Origin of the sequence: Brevundimonas kwangchunensis, assembly GCF_039523815.1 — a bacterium.
Taxonomy (GTDB): domain Bacteria; phylum Pseudomonadota; class Alphaproteobacteria; order Caulobacterales; family Caulobacteraceae; genus Brevundimonas; species Brevundimonas kwangchunensis.
The window spans coordinates 172,774-192,692 of the sequence record NZ_BAAAGA010000002.1 but is presented as its reverse complement, the minus strand read 5'-3'; the positions used below and the strand labels follow the sequence as shown (position 1 = coordinate 192,692).

General features: G+C 69.6%; 16 protein-coding genes. 8 read left to right on the top strand and 8 right to left on the bottom strand.

Annotated elements, in window-relative coordinates; all coding sequences use genetic code 11:
- Positions 1-1,854: monovalent cation:proton antiporter-2 (CPA2) family protein (locus ABDZ95_RS05835; RefSeq protein ID WP_343791636.1), on the bottom strand; the 1,854-nt coding region annotated here is incomplete at its 3' end.
- Positions 1,855-2,006: 152 nt separating this feature from the next.
- Between ABDZ95_RS05835 and ABDZ95_RS05830 the strand changes: the two genes are divergently transcribed.
- From ABDZ95_RS05830 to ABDZ95_RS05810, 5 genes are all read left to right on the top strand, one after another.
- Positions 2,007-3,908: a vWA domain-containing protein gene (locus ABDZ95_RS05830; protein ID WP_343791634.1), complete on the top strand. Its 1,902-nt coding sequence runs from the start codon at positions 2,007-2,009 to the stop codon at positions 3,906-3,908.
- A gap of 119 nt (positions 3,909-4,027) precedes the next feature.
- Positions 4,028-5,218 (top strand): winged helix-turn-helix domain-containing protein, encoded by a 1,191-nt coding sequence (locus ABDZ95_RS05825; protein WP_343791632.1) that lies wholly within the window; start codon positions 4,028-4,030, stop codon positions 5,216-5,218.
- A 57-nt stretch (positions 5,219-5,275) separates the two neighbouring features.
- Entirely contained in the window at positions 5,276-5,839 is a 564-nt protein-coding gene (locus tag ABDZ95_RS05820; protein WP_343791630.1) for a TetR/AcrR family transcriptional regulator, read from the top strand.
- Entirely contained in the window at positions 5,836-7,527 is a 1,692-nt protein-coding gene (locus ABDZ95_RS05815; RefSeq protein ID WP_343791628.1) for an MFS transporter, read from the top strand. Before ABDZ95_RS05820 ends, ABDZ95_RS05815 begins: the two co-directional genes overlap by 4 nt.
- A 1-nt stretch (position 7,528) precedes the next feature.
- Positions 7,529-8,650: an HlyD family secretion protein gene (locus tag ABDZ95_RS05810; protein WP_343791626.1), complete on the top strand. Its 1,122-nt coding sequence runs from the start codon at positions 7,529-7,531 to the stop codon at positions 8,648-8,650.
- Positions 8,651-8,752: 102 nt separating this feature from the next.
- Here ABDZ95_RS05810 and amaB read toward each other — a convergent pair whose 3' ends face one another.
- Positions 8,753-10,249 carry an L-piperidine-6-carboxylate dehydrogenase gene (amaB, locus tag ABDZ95_RS05805; protein WP_343791624.1) on the bottom strand — a complete coding sequence of 499 codons (1,497 nt, stop codon included), beginning with the start codon at positions 10,247-10,249 and terminating at the stop codon, positions 8,753-8,755.
- A 112-nt stretch (positions 10,250-10,361) separates the two neighbouring features.
- Here amaB and ABDZ95_RS05800 point away from each other — a divergent pair, with 112 nt between their 5' ends.
- From ABDZ95_RS05800 to ABDZ95_RS05790, 3 genes are all read left to right on the top strand, one after another.
- Positions 10,362-10,772, top strand: a complete 411-nt coding sequence (locus ABDZ95_RS05800; RefSeq protein WP_343791622.1) for a CBS domain-containing protein — start codon at positions 10,362-10,364, stop codon at positions 10,770-10,772.
- 75 nt (positions 10,773-10,847) lie between these two features.
- On the top strand, positions 10,848-11,426 hold the full coding sequence (locus ABDZ95_RS05795) for a hypothetical protein (RefSeq protein WP_343791620.1): 579 nt from the start codon (positions 10,848-10,850) through the stop codon (positions 11,424-11,426).
- 92 nt (positions 11,427-11,518) lie between these two features.
- Entirely contained in the window at positions 11,519-13,372 is a 1,854-nt protein-coding gene (locus ABDZ95_RS05790) for a PAS domain-containing sensor histidine kinase (protein ID WP_343791618.1), read from the top strand.
- Here the strand turns inward: ABDZ95_RS05790 and ABDZ95_RS05785 are convergent.
- The 6 genes from ABDZ95_RS05785 to ABDZ95_RS05760 form a co-directional block, all read right to left on the bottom strand.
- On the bottom strand, positions 13,369-13,875 hold the full coding sequence (locus tag ABDZ95_RS05785; RefSeq protein WP_343791616.1) for a periplasmic heavy metal sensor: 507 nt from the start codon (positions 13,873-13,875) through the stop codon (positions 13,369-13,371). The genes ABDZ95_RS05790 and ABDZ95_RS05785 overlap by 4 nt on opposite strands.
- Entirely contained in the window at positions 13,872-14,300 is a 429-nt protein-coding gene (locus tag ABDZ95_RS05780) for a hypothetical protein (protein WP_343791614.1), read from the bottom strand. Before ABDZ95_RS05780 ends, ABDZ95_RS05785 begins: the two co-directional genes overlap by 4 nt.
- Positions 14,301-14,304: 4 nt before the next feature.
- The gene (locus tag ABDZ95_RS05775) at positions 14,305-14,868 is read right to left on the bottom strand and encodes an RNA polymerase sigma factor (RefSeq protein WP_343791612.1); all 564 of its coding nucleotides are present in this window, start codon (positions 14,866-14,868) and stop codon (positions 14,305-14,307) included.
- Between the two features lie 67 nt (positions 14,869-14,935).
- Positions 14,936-15,574 carry an EF-hand domain-containing protein gene (locus ABDZ95_RS05770; protein WP_343791610.1) on the bottom strand — a complete coding sequence of 213 codons (639 nt, stop codon included), beginning with the start codon at positions 15,572-15,574 and terminating at the stop codon, positions 14,936-14,938.
- 65 nt (positions 15,575-15,639) lie between these two features.
- Positions 15,640-18,507, bottom strand: coding sequence for a bifunctional [glutamine synthetase] adenylyltransferase/[glutamine synthetase]-adenylyl-L-tyrosine phosphorylase (locus tag ABDZ95_RS05765; RefSeq protein ID WP_343791608.1), 2,868 nt, complete (start codon positions 18,505-18,507; stop codon positions 15,640-15,642).
- Complete coding sequence (locus tag ABDZ95_RS05760; protein WP_343791606.1) at positions 18,504-19,919, bottom strand: sensor histidine kinase; 1,416 nt, start codon at positions 19,917-19,919, stop codon at positions 18,504-18,506. Before ABDZ95_RS05760 ends, ABDZ95_RS05765 begins: the two co-directional genes overlap by 4 nt.

Sequence of the window (19,919 nt, the reverse complement as noted above, 5' to 3'; positions counted from 1 at the left end):
CTTTTCGCGTTCTTCCTCGTTGTCCAGCGCGTCGGCAGCCTCCTCGTTGAGCGCCTGACCCTCGCGGCGGGGCTTGATGTAAGGCTCCGGCTTGGTGGTACGGATGTTGCCGCGCATCAGCGAACGGCCCGCGGTGATGCCCTCGACCATCTGGATGGCGAGCCGCTCCTCGTCGCGACGGCGGACGTCGGCGATGGTCTCCTCGGCTTCCTCGTGGCTGAAGCCCAGGTCGATCAGGACCTGATGGCCGAAGGTGATCGCGCTCTCGAAGGTCTCGCGCAGCTGATACTCGACCCCGGCCTGAACCAGACGGATCGCGTGGCCGCGGTCGTAGGCGCGGACGAACAGCTTGGTCAGCGGGAAGGCCTCGCGGGCTACCTCGACGATGCGGTCGGCGACCTCCGGCTTGTCCACGCAGACGAGGATGGTCTCGGCGTGTTCGGCGCCGGAGGCGCGCAGCACGTCCAGCCGGCTGCCGTCGCCGTAGTAGACCTTGAAGCCGAAATTGCCGGCGGCCTGGATCATCTCGACATCGTTGTCGATGATCGAGACGTCGACGTCGCGCAACAGCAGCGGCTGGGCGACGACCTGGGCGAAGCGGCCGAAGCCGATGATCAGGACGCGCTCGCGCAGGTTCTTCGCCTTGTCGACGCCCTCGGCGCTGGTCGGGTCGAGGGTCTCGGCCGGCATCAGGCGGCCGACGATGATCACGGTCAGCGGCGTCAGCATCATCGACAGGATGACGATGGCGCTGGCGGTCGCGGCGATGCGCGGATCGAAGACGCCCGCGGCGAGGGCCGCACCGTACAGGACGAAGGCGAACTCCCCGCCCTGGGCGAACAGGACGGCGCGCTCCACGGCCTCGCGTTCGGACGCCTTGAAGATGCGGGCGACGCCGTAGATGGCGACGGCCTTCACCGCCATGAAGGCGATCACGCCGCCGACGACCATGCGCCAGTCGGCCAGGACCACAGACAGATCCAGCGACATGCCGACGCTGAGGAAGAACAGGCCCAGCAGAATGGCGCGGAAGGGCTCCACGTCCGCCTCGAGCTGGTGCCTGAAGGTGGACTCCGACAGCAGCACGCCGGCCAGGAAGGCGCCCATGGCCATCGACAGACCGCCCAGATCCATCAGCCAAGCCGCGCCGACGACGACCAGAAGGGCGGCGGCCGTCATCACCTCGCGACCGCCATAGCGGGCGAGGATGCGGAAGACCGGGTTCATAAGGAATTTACCGGCCAGGAAGACGACGGCGACGGCGCCGATGGCCAGACCGAGCGTGCGCCAGAGCGGCGGAGCGGCCTCGCCCGCCAGCCCCATCAGCGATGCCATCACCGCCACGACCGCCAGCAGCGGCACGATGGCGAGGTCTTCAAGCAGCAGGATGGAGATGGCCCGCGAACCGCGCGGCGTTCCCATCTCGCCCCGCTCATCCAGCATCTGCATGATGACGGCGGTGGAGCTGAGCACGAAGCCCATTGCTACGACAAAGGCCACGGGCACCGAAAGGCCGGCCGCCATGCCGGTGAAGGTCAGCAACAGGCCTGCGCCGAACACCTGCACCGCGCCGAGGCCGAAGATTTCCTTCCTGAGGCTCCACAATCGCGTGGGTCTCATCTCCAGCCCGATGATGAACAGGAAGATGACCACGCCGAACTCGGCAATGTGCAGGATCGTCGCGGGCTCGCGGAACAGGGCCAGACCGAAGGGACCGATCAGCAGGCCGGCGGCGAGATAGCCGAGCACCGAGCCGAGCTGGAACCGGCGGAAGATCGGCACGGCGACGACGCCGGCCGCCAGAAGGGCCGCCACATGGCCGAGCCCCACTCCTGCCGTCGCTGCATCCGCCATGTCGCCGTTCCCCTGTCCGCTTGCGCACATAGTGGGGATCGTTGCGGCAATGCGCCACCCTGAAGCTGTCAGGCTTCGTCAGACCGGACCGCCACAGTTTCGCCCGCAGCCCTGTCGCCTCATGCGTGCATCGCCATCGAGAGGGTTCCGCCATGACGTCCCGCCCGCTGAAGACCGCCGTCGCCGCCTTGCTGGCCGCGACGACGACGATGGGGGCGTCGCCGCCCCTGCCCCACGCATCGCAAGGCCGACCCGAGCGGGTCGTCGACGGGCAGCCTACCGTCGCCGCCTGCCGCGAGTATGGCTTCACCCTGCCGCAAGCACGGTATCGGCTGACGCCGACGCCGCCGCCTGTCATCGCGCCGCGGCCGATCGGGCCGACGATGAAGAGCGAGCGGGTCGAGGCCGGACCGCCGCCTCCACCTGCGCCGATGGCGCCTCCACCCCCTCCGCCTCCGCCTCCGCCTCCTCCGCCGCCGCCGCCTCCCCCACGTCCCGCGAGCGCAGGCGAAGTTGTGGTGAGCGGCACGCGGATCACAGGTCAGCGGAACGTCGCGCCGCCCTCGCCGATGCGGCCCGCCTATGTGCCGCCGGGCGGACCGATCGTGCGGCCGACGCCGGACACCGAGCGCTATCCCGACGCGACGCCGAACCCGGTGAAGCGCGTCGCCAACGAGCCGGTCTCGACCTTCTCCATCGACGTGGACACGGCCAGCTATTCGAACGTCCGCCGCTTTGTGGACGAGGGCCGCGCTCCGCCGCAGGACGCCGTGCGGGTCGAGGAGCTGATCAACTATTTCGACTATGGCTACGACCGGCCGCGCTCGGCGAACGAGCCGTTCGCCCTGATGACCACCGTCAGCGCCTCACCGTGGTCGCCGGGCCGGCAGATCGTGCACATCGGCCTGCAGGGCTATGAGCTGCCCGAGGGCGAGCGCCGGCCATTGAACCTGACCTTCCTGGTCGATGTGTCCGGCTCGATGAACAATCCGGACAAGCTGGCGCTGGCGCAGCAGGCGATGAACCTGATCATCGACCGGCTGCGGCCGCAGGACCATGTCGCCGTCACCTACTACGCCGAGGGCGCGGGCACGACGCTGGCCCCGACGCCGGGGACGCAGAAGCTGAAGCTGCGCTGCGCCGTGGCCAGCCTGTACGCCTCGGGCGGCACGGCCGGTGCGACGGGCATGACCAACGCCTACGATCAGGCGCAGGTGAACTTCGCCCGCGACCGGGTGAACCGGATCCTGATGTTCACCGACGGCGACTTCAACGTCGGCCAGACCAACAACCAGCGGCTGGAGGACTATGTCGCCGGCAAGCGCGAGACCGGCATCTATCTGTCCGTCTATGGCTTCGGCCGGGGCAACTATCAGGATGAACGGATGCAGGCGATCGCCCAGGCCGGCAACGGCACGGCGGCCTATGTCGACGATCTGAACGAGGCGCGCCGGCTGTTCGGCCCGCAGTTCGACCGGGGCGCCTTCCCGATCGCCGACGACGTGAAGATCCAGGTCGAGTTCAATCCGGCGCGGGTCAGCGAGTACCGGTTGATCGGCTACGAAACCCGGCTGCTGAACGAGGAGGATTTCAACAACGATCAGGTGGATGCGGGCGAGGTCGGCTCGGGCGCATCGGTGACGGCGCTGTACGAGATCACCCCCGTCGGCGGGCCGACGCAGGTCGCCGAGCGCCGCTACGAGCAGAACCGGATCGGCGTGGGCGGGGGCGACCCGTCGGGCGAGATCGGCTTTGTGCAGGTTCGCTACAAGTTGCCGGGCGAGCGTGAGTCCCGCCTGATGCAGCACGTGCTGGCCAACCGGGCGGGCGGATCGGCGTCGGCGGTTCCCCCGGAAGGCACCCGCTGGGCCATCGCGGTCGCCGCCTTCGGGCAGAAGCTGCGCGGCGATCCGTGGCTGCCGGCCGACTACGGCTGGAACGCCATCCTCGAGCAGGCGCAGGGCGCGCGCGGGTCCGATCCCTACGGCGAGCGCGCGGAATTCACCCAGATGGTGCGCCGGGCCGAAAGCCTGCCGCCGCGGATGACGCCCTGATCCTGCAGGTCTGAACCGTCGAAGCCCTCTCCCGACCGGAGAGGGCTTCTTCGCGCATTTCGGTCGTCGCGCCGTTCCTGCTGTCGCGTTCCGGAGCGAGGTCGCGCTAGGCTCGGCCGGTGACCGACACAATCAGCCTCAAGACCGCCCGTCGCATTGCCCTGGCCGCACAAGGCTTCGGCAGAACGCCGCCCGCCAGCCCCGACCGGAAGCATTTCCGCGACGTGGCGCGACGGCTGGGCGTGATCCAGATCGACAGCGTCAACGTCGTCACCCGCACCCACTACCTGCCCGCCTTCTCGCGGCTGGGCGACTATCCGCGAGAGGCTCTGGAGGCCGAGGCGTGGGGCCCGCGGCGGAGCCTGTTCGAATACTGGGGCCACGAGGCCTCGATGATGCCGCTGGAGCTGCAGCCGCTGTTCCGCTGGCGGATGGCGCGGGCGCGCGAGGGGGCGATGTGGACCGGGCTGGCGCGGTTCGGACGCGAGCGGCGTGACTACATCGACAATGTTCTGGCCGAGATCGAACGGCGAGGCCCGGTCACCGGCGGCGACTTCGCCGAGGGGCCGCGCGGCAAACCGGGCTGGTGGGAGTGGTCGGACGGCAAGCGGGCGCTGGAGTGGCTGTTCTGGGCGGGCCTGATCACCACGAAGACCCGCAACGGCTTCGAGCGCGTCTATGATCTGACCGAGCGCGCCCTGCCCGACCGGATCATCGACCTGCCCACACCGAACGAGGCGGACGCCCAGCGCGAGCTGGTGCGCATCGCCGCCCGGACGCAGGGCATAGCGACCGAGGCGGATCTGCGCGACTGGTTCCGCCTGCCGTTGGCCGACAACCGCGCGCGGGTGGCGGAACTTGTGGAAGCCGGAGAGCTGACACCGGTACGCGTGAAGGGGTGGAAGAATCTCGCCTGGCTGGCGCCAGGCGCAAAGACGCCGCGCAAGGTGGCCCACGCCGCCCTGCTGTCGCCGTTCGACAACCTGATCTGGACCCGCGACCGGACGGAGCGGCTGTTCGACGTGAAGGTGCGGCTGGAAATCTACACGCCCGAGCACAAGCGGCTGCATGGCTACTACGTCCTGCCCTTCCTCGAGGATGAGGCGGTCACGGCGCGGGTGGATCTGAAATCCGACCGGAAGGCTGGAATCCTACGCGTTCAGGCCGCCTGGCGCGAACCGGATGCGACAGCCCAAACGCCCGAACGGCTGGCGGCGGAGCTGAAACGCATGGCCGGCTGGCTGGGTCTGGAGTGCGTGGAGGTCGTCGGTAAGGGCGACCTCGCGGCGGCGCTGGATGACGCGCTGTAAATAGTTCGGACCACGCCCCTTGAAGAAGTGGACACCAGTGTCCACTTAGGCGCGATCATGGATCGCCCCCTGCGAAAAGACGCTGCCGACCGCCGCTCGGCTCTGCTGCGTGCGGCGCGGGAGGTATTCGCGGAAGAGGGCATCGACGCGCCGCTGGACCGGATCGCCGAGCGGGCGGGCGTCGGAAGGGCGACCCTGTATCGAAACTTCCCCGGCCGGACCGAGATCGCGCTGGCCGTGCTGCTGGATGACGTTGCCGATCTGGGCGAGCGCTATGCGGCGCCGACCGCGCCGGACGCCTTCCTGGACTTCATCGTCGACCTGTCCGAACGGCTGGTGCGCAACACCGCCTTGGGCGGAGTCGTGCGTGCCGCGCCCTCGCCCGACATCCTGACGCCGCTGCGGGCCGCGATGGTCAAGGCGGCCGCGCCGGCGCTGAAAGTCTCGCAGGCCGCCGGGACAGTGCGCGCGGACCTGCAAGGTTCGGACATCCGGGTGCTGGCCGCCATGCTGGGCGCCGGCCTGCACAACGCTACACCGGCCGAACGGAACGCGATCGCCCGTCGCACGCTGGAGTTCGTACTGGACGCTGTCCGCAGGTCGCCGGGAGGGGCGGCATGAGCCGCAGCAACTTCCATCTGCCGTGGGCGCAATACGTCGAGACGCTGAAGCCGCACGAGCGGCCGATGCTGCCCGGATCGCCCGCCACGCCCGATCACAGCCTGCCCTACCGCCTCGCCTATGGCGCGGTCGGCATGCTGGTCACCGCCACGGGCGGCATCGGGGCGGCGATGGTGACGGCCAATACCCAGCAGCTGGCCGGGGCGCTGGGCGTGTCCCTGACCGAGGCGGCCTGGCTGCCGGTGGTGTTCGTGATGACGAACGCCTGCATGAACCTGCTGCTGATCAAGTTCCGGATGCAGTACGGCCTGCGGCTGTTCGCGCAGATCTTCCTGACGGCCTATGTCCTGATCGGCGTCGGGGCGCTGTTCTTCGAGGATTATCAATCGACCCTGATCGTGCGCGCCTTCGCCGGCATGGCCTCGGCGGCGCTGACCACGCTGGGCTTCCTCTACACCATCCAGGCCTTCCCCGCGGCACACCGGCTGAAGGGCCTCGTGCTCGCCATCGGCGCGTCCAGCCTGGCCATCCCGGCCGTGCGCATCTTCTCGAACCATCTGGTCGAGTTGTCCGAGTGGCGCGGCTTCCACGTCTTCGAGCTGGGTCTGTCCCTGATTTCGCTGGCGGCCGTTCTGGCCCTGCGCCTGCCGCCGTCGGAGAAGATGCGCGTCTTCGACAGGCTGGACTTCATAACCTTCGCCCTGTTCGCGCCGGGCATGGCTCTGCTGTGCGCGGTGCTGGGCCTGGGCCGGATCGTCTGGTGGACCGAGGCGGCGTGGGTCGGCTGGGCGCTGATCGGCTCGATCGTGCTGCTGACCGCCGCGCTGATCGTGGAGTTCAACCGCGAGACGCCGCTGATCAATCTGCGCTGGATCACCGGCCCGGACATCCTGAGGCTGGCCCTGATCATCGTCGGCATCCGCATCGTCCTGTCGGAACAGACCTATGGCGCGGTCGGGCTGATGACCCAGATGGGCCTCGGCCCGGACCAGATGCACGGCCTGTTCTGGCTGATCCTGATCGCGACCATCGCCGGCTCGCTGGTCAGCGCGTTCACGATGAACCCGGCCAAGCTCTACAAGCCCATCGCCATCGCCTTGGGGCTGATCGCGGTCGGGGCCTTCATGGATGCACACTCGACCGTCCTGACCCGTCCGGCGCAGCTGTACTTCAGCCAGATCCTGCTGGCCTTCGCCGCCGCCTTCTTCATCGGGCCGGCGATGATGACCGGCATCGTGCAGGTCCTGCAGAAGGGCGCGCAGAACATGGTCAGCTTCATCGTCGTGTTCGGCATCGGCCAGAACGTCGGCGGCCTTCTCGGCTCGGCCATCGTCGGCACGATCCAGACCGTGCGCGAGAAGTTTCACTCCAGCCAGCTGAGCGAGAGCGTGAACCTCGGCGACCCGGATGTGGTGCTGCGCCTGCAGCAGCTGTCCGGCGCCTATGCCCGCGTGATCGGCGATCCGGCGCAGAGGACGGCGCAGGGCCAGCATATGCTGCAGCAGCAGATCAGCCAGCAGGCCCATGTGCTGGCCTACAACGACGTCTTCCTGCTGATCGCCGTGTTCGCCGCCATCGGCTGCGTCTGGGTGACGCTGAATGACCTTCGCCCCCGCTTCGAGACCCGCCGGGCCGCCCGCAAACAGGCTTCCGCAGATGTCGCGGCTGCCGCATCCGCCATCGACTGACATGACCGACACCGCCGCCTCCCCCGCTCCTCCGCCTTCCGCTCCGGCGCAGCCCGCCCCCGCCCCCGCCCAGCCGGCCGGGCCGCCGCGCAAGCGCGTGCTGATCTCGGTGCTGCTGGGCCTGACCGCCGTGGTCGGCGTGTTGCTGGTGCTGTGGGCCTGGCGTCTGCCGCCGTTCACCTCGGGCGTCCAGCACACGGACAACGCCTATGTGCGCGGGCAGGTGACGGTGATCGCCCCGCAGGTGACCGGCTATGTCACCGCCGTCGAGGTGCAGGACTTCCAGACCGTCCGGCAGGGGCAGGTTCTGGCGACCATCGACGACCGCATCTATCGCCAGCGGCTGGAGCAGGCGCGGGCGCAGCTGCACGCCGCCGAGGCCGCGCTGGCCAATTCGGCGCAGAGCCAGACCTCGGCCCGCGGCTCGGTCGCACAAACCCGCGCCAGCATCGCCGGCGCGCAGGCGGGCGTGACGAAGGCGCAGGCCGATTACGACCGCTCGCGTCGCCTGTTCGAGGGCGGCTGGGTGGCTCAGGCCCAGGTCGATGTGACCCGCACCGCCCTGCAGGCCGCGCAGGCGCAGCTGGCGGCCGCTCGGGCCTCGGAAGGCATTGCGGAGACGGGCGTCACCTCGGCCGTTGTGAGCCGCGGCTCGCTGGAAGCCGCTGTCGAGAACGCGCGCGCCGCCGTGCATCTGGCCGAGATCGATCTGTCGAACACCCGGATCGTCGCCCCGCGCGACGGACGGCTGGGCGAGATCAGCGTGCGGCAGGGCCAGCAGGTGGCCGTGGGCGCGCAGCTGATGGCGCTGGTGCCGGACCGCATCTGGGTGACCGCCAACTACAAGGAAAACCAGCTGGGCGACATCCGCGTCGGTCAGCCGGCCGAGCTGTCGGTCGACGCGCTGGGCGGTCAGGTGTTGACCGGCCGGGTCGAGCAGATCGCCCCGGCCACGGGCTCGGAGTTCAGCGTCATCCGCCCGGACAACGCCACCGGCAACTTCACCAAGGTGGCCCAGCGCGTGCCCGTCCGGATCGCGCTGGATCCGGGGCAGGAAGGGCTGGACCGCCTTCGCCCCGGCCTGTCGGTGGTGGCGCGGGTGGATACGCGCAGTAGGGATTAGGGGCTAGGGATTAGGGATTGGGTTGCCAAGGCCCGGATCTCTGTCGGCGAACAGGATGCCGCCGCCGGTAATCCCTAATCCCTAACCCCTAATCCCTCTCGCCTAGACATCGAACTTCACGCCTTGGGCCAGAGGCAGGTCGCGGCTGAAGTTCACGGTCTGGGTCTGGCGGCGCATGTAGGCCTTCCAGGCGTCCGAACCGGATTCGCGGCCGCCGCCGGTGTCTTTCTCGCCGCCGAACGCGCCGCCGATCTCGGCGCCCGATGGGCCGATGTTGACGTTGGCGATGCCGCAGTCCGAGCCCCAGGCCGACAGGAATTGCTCGGCCTCGCGGACGCTGTCGGTGAAGACGCAGGACGACAGGCCCTGAGGCACGGCGTTCTGCATCTCGATCGCCTCGTCGAAGTTCTCGTAGGCGAACATGTAGAGGATCGGGGCGAAGGTTTCGTGCTTCACCAGATCGGTCTGGCCCGCCGTTCCCATGCCGATCAGGGCCGGCTTCACATAGACGCCCGGCCGATCCAGCCGCTCGCCGCCGACGATCAGGACACCTTCCTTGGCGCCCTGATCCACCGAGGCGCGGAAGGCGTCATAGGCCGCCTCGTCGATCAGCGGACCGACCAGCACGCCGGGCTCACGCGGATCGCCGACAGGGAGGCTGTCGTAGGCCTTCGTCAGGCGTTCGGCGAACTGCCCGGCCACGGACTGGTGCACGAACAGGCGACGCAGGGTGGTGCAGCGCTGGCCCGCGGTGCCGACGGCCGAGAAGGCGACGGCGCGGACGGCCAGATCGAGATCGGCCGACGGCGCCACGATCATCGCATTGTTGCCGCCAAGCTCGAGCAGCGAGCGGCCGAGGCGGGCGGCGACAGTCTGCGCGACCTCGCGGCCCATCCGGGTCGAGCCGGTGGCGGAGACCAGCGGGATGCGCGCGTCGGCGGCCAGCGTCTCGCCAGCCTCGCGGCCACCGATGACGACCTGCGACAGGCCATCCGGCGCATCGCCGAAGCGGGTCAGGGCGCGCTCGAAGATCGCCTGCGTCGCCAGCGCGGTCATCGGCGTCTTCTCGGACGGCTTCCAGATCACCGGATCGCCGCAGACCAAGGCCAGACAGGCGTTCCACGCCCAGACCGCGACCGGGAAGTTGAAGGCCGAGATGACCAACACCGGGCCCAGCGGCTGCCACGTCTCGCGCATGTGGTGGCCGGGACGTTCGCTGGCCAGCGTCAGGCCGTAGAGCTGACGCGACAGACCGACGGCGAAGTCGCAGATGTCGATCATCTCCTGAACCTCGCCGAGCCCCTCGGACGTGACCTTGCCGGCCTCGAGCGTGACCAGGGCGGCGAGATCGTTCTTGGCGGCGCGGAGCTCCTCGCCGAACAGGCGGACCAGTTCTCCACGACGCGGCGCCGGCAGGCGTTTCCACGCGGCGAAAGCCGTGGCCGAGCGGGCAATGACGCTCTCGATGTCCCCTGTCTCGCGGACCGGGGCGCCGAGCGAGCCGTCGATCGGGGAGCGGGTCGGGAGCCCCTCGCCCCAGGCCGCTGCGGGCACGCCCAGACGGTCCAGAATGGTCTTCGCCTCGTTCGCTGCGGCCATGGTTTGCGCTCCCTCGTCAGCCGCCTCGTCTAGCCCTCCCTCGGGCGGCGGGGAAGCGGAACCGCCGCCCGGTCGCGCGGGTTCTGTGTGCAACCGTTCAAGGAGACCACCGATGAAAGTTCGCGATCTGATGAGCAAGGATGTGCAGGTGGCCCGGCCGGGCGACAGCCTGCAGGACGTCGCCCGCCGCATGCAGGCCGGCGATTTCGGCTTCATGCCCGTGGCGGACGGCGACACCCTGATCGGCACGATCACCGATCGCGACGTCGTCGTGCGGGCGATTGCAGGCGGCGCCGCGGCGACCTCGCCGGTCGTCGAGTTCATCACCCGCGATCCGCACGTCGCCCGCGCCGACGATGACCTGAAGACCGTTCTGGACACCATGAGCAGCCGCCAGATCCGCCGCCTGCCGGTGCTGGACAAGAACGATCGGCTGGTGGGCGTGGTATCGCTGGGCGACCTGTCGACGCGGGTGAAAGAGAAGTACGCCGGCGAGGCGCTGGAAGGCATCTCCCGCGCCTGATCGTTGCGTTAACCGTTTCGCCAAACCCGCTGTTCACCCGCCATCGGCATTGTGTCGGGGTTTGAGGAGTGGGTCATGGCGCGCGCGCAGTTCCAGAAGGGCCAGAAGGTCTGGGTCGAATGCGTCGGCGCATGGGCCCAGATCGAGAAGGTCCAGCCCGTCTGGGCCAAGGGCTTCGAGGAGCCGGTTCGCGTCACCTATGACGTCGGACTTGGCCGCGAATTCCTTGCCCACGAACTGCTGGCCCCGGTCGAGGACCGGGCCGCCGAGGCGGGCCAGCAGTGGCGCCTGATGCGCGCCCGGAACAAGTGGCAGACGGCCGAGGATACGCCGCACCATCCCTTCCCCGGCACCTACCCCGTTGTGGTCACCGACAAGGCGGACTGGGGCGGCTGGCGCGTGCCTGGGGCCGAATACGACCGCGATCCCGAACAGATCGAGTTTCAGGCGCGCCTGATCGCCGCCGCGCCCCGCCTGATGGCCATCGCCGAGCGCATGGTCGCCAGCGTCGACGAGGCTCCGGACGATGCGCCCCCCGAGATGGTCGCCATGGCCCGCGAGGCCCGCACCGTGCTGAAAACCATCACCAGCGTTCTGGCGTCGCCGGCTCTCGAAGCGGGCCCAAGTGCGACTCCTGTGACTCACGCCGCCTGAAAGCGTTGATGAGGGGTTAAGCCCTTCTCGACACGAATCCGCGACGCAGCCTAGATTCCTGTGATCGTCGTCGAATCGTCCGGGAGATCGCCTTGCGCGGTGAAGAGCGCCGCATAACCCAAGGGCGAAGGGCCGCTGATCGTCAGCGGGGCGCGCCTGCGTGGCTGCGCATCTCCATCCTCGCGCTGGCGCTGGCGATCACCGCCCATGTGATGCTGGTCGCGCGCGGGGCCACGGGCCCGGCATCGAATACGCTCGCCTCCGACCTATGGGTGCTCGGTCCGCCGATCGGCATTGGCCTGTTCACCCTGATCCTCGTATTGCTGATGCAGCGTCGGCAGGTGGGGATCAGCAGGGAATGGGCGGCGTCCGAACGGCGCTTCCGGGGCGCCGTCGAGGCCGCCCAATGCGGGGTCTGGGACTGGGATACGGACACCGGTCAGGTCACCATCTCCGACTACATGGCCCGGCTCATGGGTCTGGAACACAGCGGGCCGGTCTCGGAAGAGGCCGTGATGAAACGGATCCATCCGCGCTACCGCGACGCCGTCCAGCATGCCCTGCGTCAGGCGCAGACCTACGGCGCCTTCGAGGTCAGCTTCGCCGTGCCGGACGAGAACGGACGCGCCCGCTGGATCGACGCCCGGGGTCAGGCGCGGGGCGAGCGCGGCGAGGAAGGCTACAGCTCCATTCTCGGCGTCGCGCTGGACACCACCGAGGCCCGACGCGCGAAGGCCCAAGCCCAGTCCGCCGAGGGGCGTCTGCGTGACGGCATCGAGAGCGTGTCCGACGCCTTCGTCCTGTTCGATCGCGGCGGGCGTCTGATCCTGTCGAACCAGGCCTTCCAGGACGCCTTCGGCTTCGAGGACGGCGTAATCCGCAAGGGCGCGTTCAAACAGGACCTGAACCGCATCGCCGCGCTGGCCATCAAGTCGGAGCATCCGGCAGCGGGCGGCCGGGCCGGCGCGCGGGAGGTCGAACTGCATGACGGCCGCTGGCTGCAACTGATCGAGCGCTTCACCTCGGACGGCGGTTCAGTGGTCACGGCGGCGGACATCACCGCGATCAAGCAGAAGGAAGCCGAGCGTCAGCGCGCGGTGGAGCGCCTGCATGCGACCATCACCGAGCTGGAGGACCGCGAGGAGAAGCTGTCCCTGCTGGCGCGCAAATACGAGGTCGCCATGACCCGCGCCGAGGCCGCCAACCAGGCCAAGTCCGAGTTCCTCGCCAACATGAGCCACGAGCTGCGCACCCCGCTGAATGCCATCAACGGCTTCTCGGAAATCATGGCTGGCGAGATGTTCGGGCCGCTGGGCGACCAGAAATACAAGGGCTATGCGGGCGACATCCTGAAGTCGGGCCAGCACCTGCTGAGCCTGATCAACGACATCCTCGACATGGCCAAGATCGAGGCCGGCAAGCTGACGCTGCACTACGAGACCGTGTCGGTGAAGGAGATCGTCGACGACGCGGCCCGCCTGATGCGCGGCAAGATCGACGAGGCCGGCCTGAGCCTTCTGGTCGACGCGCCGGATCTGCCGGACATCGAGGCCGACCATCGCGGGCTGAAGCAGGTTGTTCTGAACCTGATCTCCAACGCCGTGAAGTTCACGCCGGAGGGCGGCGAGATCGTCGTCGCCCTATCGCAACTGGACGACTATCGGGTCCGCGTGGCCGTGACTGACACCGGCATCGGCATCGCGCCCGAGGATCTGGTCCGTCTGGCCCGCCCGTTCGAGCAGGTCGAGGGCCAGCACTCGAAGACGACCCAAGGCACCGGTCTGGGCCTGGCGCTGACCAAGTCGCTGATTGAGTTGCACGGCGGCGAGCTGAAGATGGAGAGCGAGCCGGGTCGCGGCACGACCGTCAGCTTCGACCTTCCGATCCGCAAGCCAGCCGTCGCGTCGGCCCCGGCCGACGCCGAGGCTCAGGCCCGCGCGGCCTAGTTCGCTCTTTCCGCCTGCGGCTGCGCAGGGCGCGGATCGCGGGCGCCGTTGCGGCCCCGGCGATTCAGGATATCGGACACCGCAGCGCGATCCGCCGGCTCGAGCGTGCCGAGCAGTTGAACCGCATCTGCTTCCAGCCGCGAACGTCCCCGCAGTTCGGCGGCACGAGACTCGTTCAGCAGGGTTGTGATGCGCGCGGCGTCGAACCCGTCGCTGGCGGCCAAGGCGACCGCCTCGCGGCGCTTGGCTCGGGCCTCGTCGAAATCCGGCCGGGCGGCGAGCGCCGAGGCCTTCAACGTCGATTTGACCCGCTGACGTACCTCGGGGTCGAGACGCGTCATCACGGCATGGAACGGCGCACGGTCGCGCGGCACGCGCTGCTGAGCCTCGATCCGTTGCTCCTCGCGCGCCTGGGCCACGACCGTGGTCACCCCGGCCGCTATGGCGAACAGGTTCAGGGCCACAGAGGCGGCAAGAGCGATCTTGAGGGCGCGCGCGCTCAACCCAGAACCTCCACATCATCCACGCCGAACAGCGAGGCCTGATACAGGACGGCGTCGGCGCGGGCGTCGGCGGTCAGGTGGGACGTCAGCAGCACGCCGGCCATCACGCCGGCCGCGGTCACGGCCACGCCGCCCGCGCCGAACGCGAGGGCCAGCTTCGCCATCCAGCGGCCGCCATGACGGCGCGCCTTCAGACCTGCCTCGGTCGCCGAAGCAATGACGCGGTCGCGCAGGGCCATCGACGGCTGCGGATTGCGCGAGGCGAACAGCAGGTCGTCGACCGCATCGGCCTCGGCCAGTGCGTCCTGCGCGACCTCGGGTTGGGCCAGCGCGAAGGCGCGGGCAGCCTCCCGCTCGCTGTCGGGCCAACGCCGTGCATCCGCCCCATAGGCGGCGACGAGGGCGAGGAACCGTTCTGCCGTCATCACTCTACGCTCCTTCGGCGCCCGGCCGCATGTCGGCCAGCGCCTGCCTCAAGGCCCGCCGTCCACGCGACAACAGGCTTTCCAGTGCTTCGACACTGACCGACATCAAGGCCGCTGCCTCGATATTGGTCAGCTCCTGATAGTGGCACAGCACGATGGCCTCGCGCTGGCGATCGGGCAACCGCGCCAACGCCGCATCCACGCGCACGCCGACATCGGCCGCCAGAAGTCCTCGATCCGGCGCAGCGCTCTCATCCGGGCGCTCGGGCACTGCGTCGGTCACGACCTCGCGCCTCTTGCGCAGGCGGTCGTAGCAAAGGTTCAGACCGACCCGGTGCAGCCAAGTGTCGAACTTGGCCTTGCCAGGGGTCCAGCCCGGAGCCTGCTTCCAGGCGCGCAGCAAGGCGTCCTGGGCCACGTCCTCGGCCTCGACCGGATCGCCCAGCATCCGCTGCGCCAGCGCCAGCATGCGCGGCAGCTTGCGTGCGACCATGGCCTGAATGGCCGCGGGGTCGCCCTGACCCACGCGGCGCACCAGATCCTCGTCGGGGTCGGCGGTCAGCGCCAATCCGGTCCTCGTCCCTCTGAGCAGAAGGACTGGCCGATCGAGAATGACCGTCGTCCCCGACATTCCCTTACTCCGAAGCCGGGGCCTGAGGCGACGCCTGTTGTGCGGTTCTGGCCGCCCGACGTTCGGCCATCCGCTCGCGGCGCTGTTCACGCATGGCGGTGCGAGCCGAGGCGCGCTCCTCGGCGGTGACGAAGCCGTCGTTGTTCGCGTCCAGTCGGGCGAAGGCTTGTTCGGCGCGGCTGCGGGCGTCGGCGATCACGATCGGGCCGCGGTCAGCACCACGACGCATGCCCGCGTGCTGGGCGCGAGGGCCACGATGGCCCCGTTCGCCGCGCATCCGCTGCGGACCACGCTCGCCGCGAGCCTCGCGGGGGGCGTCGAACTCCGCGCGGCTGATCGAGCCGTCGCCATTGGCGTCCAGCTTGGCGAAGCGGGCATCGGCGCGCTGGGCGCGGTGCGCCTGACGGACGGCCTGCATTTCCTCGCGGGAGACGGAGCCGTCGCGATTGGCGTCGGCCGTCGTCAGGCGGGCCACGCGGGCGTCCACGAATTCGGCGCGACTGATGCGGCCGTCATTGTCCGTGTCGCCACGGGCGGCGCGGACGGGGCGCTCCTGCGACGGAGCCTGCTGGGCGGCCGCCGCGCCGGCGGCGACGGTCAGGGCCACGGCGGCGAGGCCGCCTGCGATAAGGGTCTTTCTCACTTCGATGATCTCCACGGCCGTGCTCCGGCCTGTCGTCCCTGTCAGGAGATCAAACGCGGTTCGCCTCAGTCTCCGTCGCGGAGGGCTGGAAGTGAGGTCTCGAAGGCCTCGCGCGCCGCCGCGCGGACAGCCCTGAGATGGGCCTCCAGCGCCGGGAAATCGGGCTGGCCGCCGGCCTCGGCCAGCAGCTGGCGGAAGCGTTCGGGCTCAACCGTTGGATCGACCTTGTCGTCGAAGGCGGCGGCCATGACCTGATTGAGCGCCTGCTGCAGTCGCCAGGCTTCGGCCAGCGCGGGCTGATCCTTCAGGGCATCCAGCGTGGACGCCGTCAGCGAGCCGCCGCCGGCTGCCTCCACAAGCTGACCAGTCTGGGCCACGAACTCGGCGTCGACCTGACCGCCGGGCGCGAGCTTCAGGTCCCAGGCGCCATGGCCGGGCCGTTCGCGCGCCATCAGATCGCGCATCCGGCGGGCGTCGGCGCGGATGTCCGCGTCGGGACGGGGGCGGCGCAGGATGGCTTGGAGCGAGGCCGCGACCCGGTCAGCGAACGCCGCATCGCTGGCCCAGACCACCCGGGCGCGGGTCAGGGCCATGAACTCCCAGGTGTCGCCCTCGGTCGCGTAGTACTCCTCCAGCGAGGACAGGCGCAGGGACACCGGCCCCTTGGCCGCGCCGGGGCGCAGCCGCATGTCCACCTCGTACAATCCGCCCTCGGCCGTATGCGCGGACAGGGCCGCGATCAGGCGCTGGGTGAAGCGGGAGAAGAAGACCCCGGCCGCCCAGCCCTTGCTGTCCGACATCGCCTCGGCGGGCGCGTCGTAGAGAGTCATCAGATCGAGGTCCGAACTGGCGGTCATCTCGCGCGATCCGGCCTTGCCCAGAGCCACGACAGCCACCGCGCCGCCGGGAAGCGCCCCGCCCTGCCGTTCGGTCTCGGCCATGGCGGCTGGAGCCAGAGCGGCCATGACGGCGTCAGCCAGGGCCGTCCAGGCGCGGCCGGCGGCTTCGGGGCCAGCACGGCCTGTCAGCGTCTGGATGCCGATGCGGAACTTCTGATCCCGGTGGATGCGGCGCACGGCGTTCATGGCGCCCTCGAAGTCCGCAGACGCTCCCGCCTCGGCCGCCATCAGATCCGCGACTCCGCTGTCCTCGTCGATCGAGCGCTCGAAGCGGGCATCCAGCATGCTGTCCAGCGCGGCCGGATAGCGGCCCAAGGTGCGGGCAAGACGCGGCGCGAAGGCCATGACGCCGACGACCAGATCGAACAGCTTGGGCTGGGCCAGAAACAGAGCCTGCACCTGCACCCCGCCGCTCAGGCCGGCGAAGAAGACGGCGAACCGGCGGAAGGCGTCGTCCGCCGTACCGGTGTCCGCCATGGCCGTCAGCAGGCGCGGAGCCAGACGGGTGAACAGCTCTCGCCCCCGCGCCGAGCGGGTCGCGAGGATGCGGCCGTGGTGCCAACTGCGGATGGTGTCGGCTACGGTCGCGGGCTCGGTGAAGCCCATATGCGCGAGGGTCTTCAGCGTCTCGGGATCGTTCTCGACGCCGGTGAAGACCAGCGAGCCATAGGGCGACGACAGCTGCTCCTCGCCCTCGAACAGTTCGCCGTAGCGACGGTTCACGCCGACCAGCAGGGCCTCGACGCGACGATCGAAGGCCGCGAGATCACCCTCCCCGGCCAGTGCGCCGACAGCCGAGCGACGCGTCGGATCGAGCGGCAGGCTGTGGGTCTGCTCGTCGTCCAGCATCTGCACACGATGCTCCAGACCGCGCAGCTCGACATAGGCGGCGGTCAGTTCGGTGCAGACCTCGGCGGTGACGTGACCTGCCTCACGCAGGGCCGCAAGGGCATCGACGGTACGAGGCGTGCGCAGGGCCGGGTCACGACCGCCAAGGATCAGTTGTTGGGTCTGGGCGAAGAACTCGATCTCGCGGATGCCGCCACGGCCCAGCTTCAGGTTCGCCCCCGCCGCCTCCAGCCCCTCGCCGGTCTTATGGACGTGGATCTGACGCTTGATCGACTGGATGTCGAGGATGGCCGGGTAGTCCAGGCTGCGGCGCCAGATGAAGGGGATCAGCGCCTTCAGGAAATCCCGGCCCTCGGCCTCGTCGCCCAGCATGGCGCGCGCCTTGATGAAGGCCGCCCGCTCCCAGTTCTGGCCGACGCCTTCGTAATAGGTCAGGGCGAAGGGCACGGCGACGACCGGCGGGGTCGAGGACGGATCGGGACGCAGGCGCAGGTCGACGCGGAAGACATAGCCGTCGCCGGTGCGCTCCTGCATCAGGCCGGAAAACGCGTGGGCGACGCGGTCGACGAAGCGCTGCGGCTCGACGCCGTCCAGAACCGGCTCCAGAACCTCGGGCGACCAGAACAGGCTGATGTCGATGTCGGACGAGTAGTTGAGCTCATCCGCCCCGTGTTTGCCCATGGCGAGGCCGAACAGGCCGGGGATGGGGCCGCGCGGATCGTCGGGCGCGCTGGTCAGCTTGCCGCGCTCGCGCTGGTCATGGGCGACGGCGCGCAGGGCGGCGCGGGCCGAGGCGTCGGCGAACCGGCTGAGCGCGCCGGTCACCTGATCGAGGTCCCACAGGCCGCCGAGGTCGGCGAGCGCCGTCAACAGATGGAGTTCGCCCTTCATCTTCCGCAACGGGACACGGGCCTCGTCGGCGCCGCCGGTCAGGGCGTCCGTGCGGGCCAGAAGATCAGCGAGGCGGGCGTCAGGCCCTCCGACGAGCAGCAGGCGCAGATGCTCGGGCCAGCGCCGGGCGAGACCGAACAGGTAGGGCGAGGCGGCGAACGCTGGGGCCAAGGCGGGCCAGGCGGCCTCGAGTTCGGCGCTCCAGCCAGCCTCGGTCGCGACCTCGGACAGGCGTTCGTGCGCGCGGGCGGCAGCGTCCGCGTCCAGCACCGGGCCGCAGGGCTGCAGCCTCATCCGTTGGCCGCCGGGAGAACGAGGGCGACGCGCAGGCCGGGGCCGAACTCGCCATAGGCGCCGGGGCCCTCGTCGAGGGTGATGCGCCCGCCGTGGGCCTCCATGACCGCGCCCACCAGAGACAGGCCGAGGCCGGAGCCGGGCTCGGTACGGCTGTTGTCCAGACGGACGAAGCGCTGGATCACGCGCTCGCGGTCCTCCTCGGGCACGCCGGGGCCGGTGTCGGTGACCGAGAACTCGATCTCGCCGGACGAGCGACGACGGGCCCGCAGCATGACCGCGCCGCCGGTCGGCGTGTATTTGATGGCGTTATCGATGATGTTGGCCAGCGCTTGGGCGAGGAAGGGCCGGTTGGCGTCGACCATGAGGCCGCGCTCGATCTCGGCGGAGAAGTCGAGGCCCTTGTCCTCGCTGGCCGGCTCGTACAGCTCGGCCATGTCGGCAGCGAGGTCGGCGGCGTCGAAGTTCGCCGGATCCGGCGTGCGGCCCGATCCGGCGGCGGCCTGCAGGCGGGCGATGGCCAGAACGGTATTGAAGGTCTTCAGCAGGTTGTCCGCCTCGGACAAGGCGAGCTCGAGCGCATCTGTCCCATCGATCCGACCGGCCTCGGCGTCGATCAGGGCGACCTCCAGCTTGGCCCTCATGCGGGTCAGCGGCGAGCGCAGGTCGTGGGCGATGGCGTCGCCGGCGTGGCGGATCGAGGCCATCGAGGCCTCCATCCGGTCGAGCATGACATTCAGCCCCTGCCCCAGCTCATCCAGCTCGTCGCCGGAGTTCCGAACGGCGACGCGCGCCTTCAGATCGCCATCCTGCACCGCGCCGACCACCTTGTTCAGCCGGGTCATGGAGCGTTCGAGGTTGCGGCTGACCAGCAGCCCACCCGCGAGGCCGAGCAGCAGGACGATGCCCATGGCGGCCCAGAGCGCCTGGGTCAGGCGGGCCAGATAGGCCTCGGTGTCGCCCATGGACCGGGCCACGAACAGCATCTCGCCGCCCGACAGCCGGATCTGTACACCCCGCGCCTGCGGCCGGGTCACGCGCCCGTCGGGATCGGTGTCCGTGTACGGATAGGTGATCCACTGCTCGCCTGAGGTGTAGTCCGTCACCGGAGAGGCGGTCAACGAACCGGTAATGACCCCGCCATCGCGGTCCATCAGAACATAGAGGAACGGACCGTCGTTCAGCAGCCGGTCGATCATGACGCTGTTCAGAGCCGCGGACCCGCGTTGATCGTAAACGCCCTTCAGGGCGCGCAGCTCGGACCGGACGGCCGCCTCGGCGCGCACGCGGGCCTCCTGGGCCGACGCCACATAGACGTAGCCCAGGATCGCGCTGGCCGCCGCCGCGAACATGGCGAGGAACAGCAGCGTCAGCCGGAAGGGCGTGCGGCGAAGGAGCGAGGGGAGCTTCAT

Coding starts and splice junctions, on each gene's coding strand:
- ABDZ95_RS05830 (WP_343791634.1), top strand. CDS start 2,007: ATGACGTCCCGCCCGCTGAAGACCGCCGTCGCCGCCTTGCTGGCCGCG.
- ABDZ95_RS05820 (WP_343791630.1), top strand. CDS start 5,276: ATGGATCGCCCCCTGCGAAAAGACGCTGCCGACCGCCGCTCGGCTCTG.
- ABDZ95_RS05815 (WP_343791628.1), top strand. CDS start 5,836: ATGAGCCGCAGCAACTTCCATCTGCCGTGGGCGCAATACGTCGAGACG.
- ABDZ95_RS05810 (WP_343791626.1), top strand. CDS start 7,529: ATGACCGACACCGCCGCCTCCCCCGCTCCTCCGCCTTCCGCTCCGGCG.
- amaB (WP_343791624.1), bottom strand. CDS start 10,249: ATGGCCGCAGCGAACGAGGCGAAGACCATTCTGGACCGTCTGGGCGTG.
- ABDZ95_RS05800 (WP_343791622.1), top strand. CDS start 10,362: ATGAAAGTTCGCGATCTGATGAGCAAGGATGTGCAGGTGGCCCGGCCG.
- ABDZ95_RS05795 (WP_343791620.1), top strand. CDS start 10,848: ATGGCGCGCGCGCAGTTCCAGAAGGGCCAGAAGGTCTGGGTCGAATGC.
- ABDZ95_RS05780 (WP_343791614.1), bottom strand. CDS start 14,300: ATGACGGCAGAACGGTTCCTCGCCCTCGTCGCCGCCTATGGGGCGGAT.
- ABDZ95_RS05765 (WP_343791608.1), bottom strand. CDS start 18,507: ATGAGGCTGCAGCCCTGCGGCCCGGTGCTGGACGCGGACGCTGCCGCC.
- ABDZ95_RS05760 (WP_343791606.1), bottom strand. CDS start 19,919: ATGAAGCTCCCCTCGCTCCTTCGCCGCACGCCCTTCCGGCTGACGCTG.